The following is a 4714-nucleotide window of genomic DNA, read 5'->3' as shown; positions in this document are numbered from 1 at the left end:
CTTGAGGTTGAGCACCATGCCGCGCTTGCAGCCGTTGAGCGCCCGGAACGGATAGTCGCCGTCGCGCCCGCGCCGGCGCGACATGTCGCCTTGCGGGGGCTCGATCTTGATGACCTCGGCACCGGCCATGGCCATCAGGAACGTCGCGTACGGGCCCTGGAAGACGTGGCCCAGGTCCAGCACGCGCACGCCCGCCAGCGGCAGCGGCAGCGGCACATCGCCTTGCGCCGCTGCCGCGCCGGCGTCCTGCGCCGACGCGTCGCTCCAGTGGCGGTCCCAGCCCTCGGCCTGGGCAGTGGAGCTGTCAAGTGGTGCATTCATGTCTCGTGTCCTTCCTGTGTTCAAGCGGCGTTGGCTTCTCGGCGCGGCAGCGCGATCACCGCGGTGCCCGGCATCACGTTCTGCCCGCGCTGGTTGTGGGCCCAGGTGGTGAGGCGCACCACCGCGTCGCCGTTGGCGTCGATTTCCTTGGCCTCCACCCGGCCGCCCAAACGCACCACGTCGCCCAGGTACACGTGCGCGCGGTACTGACCTGTGAGTGCCTTGAGCTGCCCTGCGTCGCCCATCCAGTTCGTGAGGGCATGGATGCCCCAGCAGGTGCGCTGAATGCCCACGTCGTAGGCGATCTGCGCGCCTTGCAGTTGGGCCGCGTAGTCGTTGTAGTGCACGGAGTACACCGGCTCCAGCGCGTGCGTACGCGGGTCACGGAAGGCCCACTTGGGGTGCTTGTGGTAGCGCTTGAGCGCCACCGAGTGCGCGGCCACACGCGGGATGGGTGCAGCCCCGGCTGCGATGAAGGCGATGAAATCGGTGAGCCCCAGCGGCCCCTTGGTGATGACGTCGATCTCTTCGCCCACTTCCACGTCGTCCCAGTAGCGCGGCGTGGCGCCGCGCGGGCGTTCGGCCAGGATCTGCGCCTCAATGGCACTCACCTCCTCGTCCGTCCAGGGGTGGGGCAGCTCGAGCTTTCTCGACTCGCGGCGCTTTTGCATCTCGCCGCGCTCGAAGCGCATGCGCGAGCAGATGAACGTGGCCACCAGCACGCCGTCCTGGTTGCGGTACTCCTGGCGCAGATAGTCCTTGATGCGCCGCCCGCCGAAGTTGCTGTCGTCAATCGGCCCGTCAAAGCCGTCGAACACCACCTTGGCCGTGATCTGGTCGCCGACCCGGATGGGCTGGTGGAACTCCATCTTGGTCTCGGCGTGAAAGCCTCCCAGCCCGGGCCAGCCCACCTGCACTGAACCCAGGCAGGCAAAGATGAAGCTTGGCGGCGCCACCAACCCTGCGTACGGCCCCGACGCTGCGTACTGCGCGTCGGTCCACAGCGGGTTGTCGTCGCCTATGCCTTCGCAAAAGCGCAGGACCGCCAGCCGCGTGGCGTGCTCGTTGTTGAGGCAGGACTCGGTGCGCAGTTCCGTGCCGATGAGAGCACGCATGCTCGCGAGCATCTCGTCGGTGAACTTGCCCTTTGCGAGTTCTTTGGTGATGGTGGCTGATTCGCTCATGTCGTCATCCTCTGTTCATCATTACGAACTTGTGATCGGATATGCGATATGAATGTATGTGCCTTGAGCGTTCGTGTCATTAGGGTTATTGCGCATACCCTGCGGCCTAGCCTTGCAACTACAAGTTTTGCGAAGATGGTCTGGAGAACGCGTGTTCGGCATCCCGTACACGGCGTTGTGAGCTGGACCGAGCCGCGCGTCAGGAGTGCCCTGGCGTGCCCCAGTTAAAGTGACGGAATTTCAACCGAGATGTCTTCACACATGCCTGCAGAACAAAGTGACCAACGAACTGCACGCGCGCCTCGCGAGCCGCAGAACCATCGCACCGTCGACCGGGTCACCCGCATCCTGGAAGAGGTGGTCTACAAGCCCGGCATGACCTTCGCTGAACTGGCCCGGGCGCTGGATGCACCCAAGAGCTCGGTCCACGGTTTCATCAGCGGACTTCTGGCCAAGGGATGGCTGTACGAAGCGAATCACCGCTTCTACCTGGGGCCCGCGGTTTACGGCCTCACGCTCGCCAGTGGGCATATCCGCGCGGGCTTGGTCACCCATGACGACTTGGCGGCGCTGAACAAGGCCACCGGCTTGGCCGTGTTCCTGGGTGTCCAGGCCGGCGACCATCTCATCTACGTGTCCGAGGCCGGCAGCGATGCCGTTGTAAGCTTCGAAGCACGCTCCAACATCCGCCGCACGCTGCTGGTCACGGCCGGCGGCAAGGCGCTGCTGGCCGCGCGCTCGGCAGTCGAGCGCGAAGCCTATCTGCGCCGACGTCCAGCGGACGAGGCCGAGCTGGTCGAGAATTTCCTTAACGAATACGAGACCATCAGGAAGACACGGGTTGCCACGAACGTCCGCCTGTCAGGCACCCGCTTTGCGATCGGCATGGCCGTGCAAAATCAATCTGGAGAGCCGGTGGCAGCAGTAACGCTCGTGGGTCCCACCGCCGAGGTACAGCCGCGCATGAACAAGCTGAGCAAGCTGCTGATCCAGCACGTCGACGCCTGGTCGCAGCACTCCATGAAGGCGCGCGAGGCCATATGAAGTCTGTCGTTGCCTGCTGAAGGTGGCTTCTGGCATTACCGGAGCTTGGGTGGCGGCTTGCCCCCGCTACCCTGCATCGCCCTTGTCAGAGGTATAGAGCATCCATGGCGGCAACACGCTATCCAGCTTGACTCAATCGTTCTGTCGCGGACTCACATCCCCGCATAGTTGGGGCCCCCACCGCCCTCGGGCGTGACCCAGACGATGTTCTGCGTCGGGTCCTTGATGTCGCAGGTCTTGCAGTGCACGCAGTTCTGGGCGTTGATCTGCAACCGCTCCTCCGCGCCTTCGGCCGGCACGAACTCGTACACGCCCGCGGGGCAATAGCGGCTCTCCGGCCCGGCGAACTTGGGCCAATTGATGCGCGTGGGCACGCTCTCGTCCTTGAGCGTGAGGTGCGCCGGCTGGTTCTCCTCATGGTTGGTGTTGCTGATGAACACCGAGGAGAGGCGATCGAAGCTCAGCACGCCGTCGGGCTTGGGGTAGTCGATGCGCTGGAACTCCGAGGCCGGGCGCAGGTTGACGTGGTCGGGCAGCTTGCACTCCACGGTCCACGGCGCCTTCTTCACCCTCAGGCGCGGCAGCAGCCACTGCTCGATGCCGGTCATCAGCGTCGCGGTCGTGCGGCCCTTCTTGAACCACTGCTTGAAGTTCTTGGCCTGCTGCAGCTCGGTGAACAGCCAGCTCTTCTCGAAGGCCTCCGGGTAGGCCGCGAGCTCGTCTCCGCTGCGCCCGGCCTGCAGTGCCTCGAAGGGGGTTTCGGCGCACAGCATCCCGCTCTTGATCGCGGCGTGGCTGCCCTTGATGCGGCTGGCGTTGAGGTAGCCCGCGTCGCAGCCCACCAGCGCGCCGCCGGGGAACACCGTCTTGGGCAGGCTCAGCAGCCCGCCGGCGGTGATGGCGCGCGCGCCGTAGGTGATGCGCTTTCCGCCTTCCAGGTGCTGGCGCACGGCCGGGTGCGTCTTGAAGCGCTGAAACTCTTCAAAGGGCGACAGCCAGGGGTTCTGGTAGTCCAGCCCGACCACGAAGCCGATGGCTATTCTGTTGTCCGCGGCGTGGTAGATGAACGAGCCGCCGTAGGTGTCGGGCTCCAGCGGCCAGCCGGCGGTGTGCACCACCAGGCCCGGCTTGTGGTTCGCGGCGGGCACTTCCCACAGCTCCTTCAACCCAAGCCCAAAGCTCTGCGGGGCCTTGCCTGCGTCCAGGCTGAAGCGCTCGATGAGCTGTTTCCCGAGGTGTCCCCGGGACCCTTCCGCAAACACCGTGTACTTGGCACACAGCTCCATGCCGAGCTGGAAGTTTTCGGTGGGCTCGCCGCCCTTGGCCAGCCCCAGGTTGCCGGTAGCGATGCCGCGTACCGAGCCGTCCTCGGCGTACAGCACTTCCGCCGCGGCAAAGCCGGGGAAGATCTCCACGCCCAGCCCCTCAGCCATTCGGGCAAGCCAGCGCGTCACTTCGCCCAGGCTGACAATGTAGTTGCCGTGGTTCTTGAAGCAGTCGGGCAACAGGCCGTGCGGGGTGGCCCGTGAGCCGTTCTCGGAAAGGAACAGGAACTCGTCCTCGGTGACCGGCTGCTTCAGCGGCGCGCCTTTTCCCTTCCAGTCCGGGAACAGCTCGGTGAGCGCTATGGGGTCCATGATCGCGCCGGAGACAATGTGCGCGCCGGGTTCCGAGCCCTTTTCCAGCACCACTACCGAGACGTCCGAGCCCGCCGCGGCGGCTAGCTGCTTGAGCCGGATGGCGGTGGCCAGCCCGGCAGGGCCGGCTCCGACGATGACCATGTCGTAGTCCATGGAGTCGCGCGGGCCAAATTGATCAATCAAGCGGTCTTGCATATCAACGTACCGGGAAGGGAGGAGAACGTCAGTCCACGGCCTTGACCATGTCCTCCACGACCTTCTTGGCGTCGCCGAAGACCATCATGGTCTTGTCCATGTAGAACAGCTCGTTGTCTAGGCCGGCGTAGCCGGCGGCCATCGAGCGCTTGTTCACGATCACGGTCTTGGCCTTGTAGGCCTCTAGGATCGGCATGCCGTAGATGGGGCTGCCCTTTTGCAGCGCGGCCGGGTTCACCACGTCGTTGGCGCCCAGGATGATGGCCACGTCGGCCTGGCCGAACTCGCCGTTGATGTCCTCCATCTCGAAGACCTGGTCGTAGGGCACCT

General features: G+C 65.0%; 5 protein-coding genes. 1 reads left to right on the top strand and 4 read right to left on the bottom strand.

Annotated features, from left to right (window positions below; translation table 11 throughout):
- Both H537_RS44160 and H537_RS0118745 read right to left on the bottom strand, forming a co-directional pair.
- Positions 1-321 (bottom strand): CoA transferase (locus H537_RS44160; protein ID WP_043459231.1); only part of this gene is annotated, 321 nt, incomplete at its 3' end.
- A gap of 20 nt (positions 322-341) precedes the next feature.
- Complete coding sequence (locus H537_RS0118745; protein WP_028999057.1) at positions 342-1505, bottom strand: FAS1-like dehydratase domain-containing protein; 1164 nt, start codon at positions 1503-1505, stop codon at positions 342-344.
- Positions 1506-1766: 261 nt separating this feature from the next.
- Here H537_RS0118745 and H537_RS0118740 point away from each other — a divergent pair, with 261 nt between their 5' ends.
- Positions 1767-2549: an IclR family transcriptional regulator gene (locus H537_RS0118740; RefSeq protein WP_051242973.1), complete on the top strand. Its 783-nt coding sequence runs from the start codon at positions 1767-1769 to the stop codon at positions 2547-2549.
- 152 nt (positions 2550-2701) lie between these two features.
- Here H537_RS0118740 and H537_RS0118735 read toward each other — a convergent pair whose 3' ends face one another.
- Positions 2702-4384, bottom strand: coding sequence for an electron transfer flavoprotein-ubiquinone oxidoreductase (locus tag H537_RS0118735; protein ID WP_028999055.1), 1683 nt, complete (start codon positions 4382-4384; stop codon positions 2702-2704).
- A 28-nt stretch (positions 4385-4412) separates the two neighbouring features.
- Positions 4413-4714: NAD(P)(+) transhydrogenase (Re/Si-specific) subunit beta (locus H537_RS44155; protein WP_043459229.1), on the bottom strand; the 302-nt coding region annotated here is incomplete at its 5' end.

Source organism: Azohydromonas australica DSM 1124, assembly GCF_000430725.1.
In the GTDB taxonomy this organism is placed as follows: domain Bacteria; phylum Pseudomonadota; class Gammaproteobacteria; order Burkholderiales; family Burkholderiaceae_C; genus Azohydromonas; species Azohydromonas australica.
Note: the sequence above shows the minus strand (reverse complement) of the source record. Positions and strands in the feature narration are given on the sequence as shown.

What these genes read in the sequence shown, in the direction of transcription:
- H537_RS0118745 (WP_028999057.1), bottom strand. Translation starts at nt 1,505, where the DNA reads ATGAGCGAATCAGCCACCATCACCAAAGAACTCGCAAAGGGCAAGTTC.
- H537_RS0118740 (WP_051242973.1), top strand. Translation starts at nt 1,767, where the DNA reads ATGCCTGCAGAACAAAGTGACCAACGAACTGCACGCGCGCCTCGCGAG.
- H537_RS0118735 (WP_028999055.1), bottom strand. Translation starts at nt 4,384, where the DNA reads ATGCAAGACCGCTTGATTGATCAATTTGGCCCGCGCGACTCCATGGAC.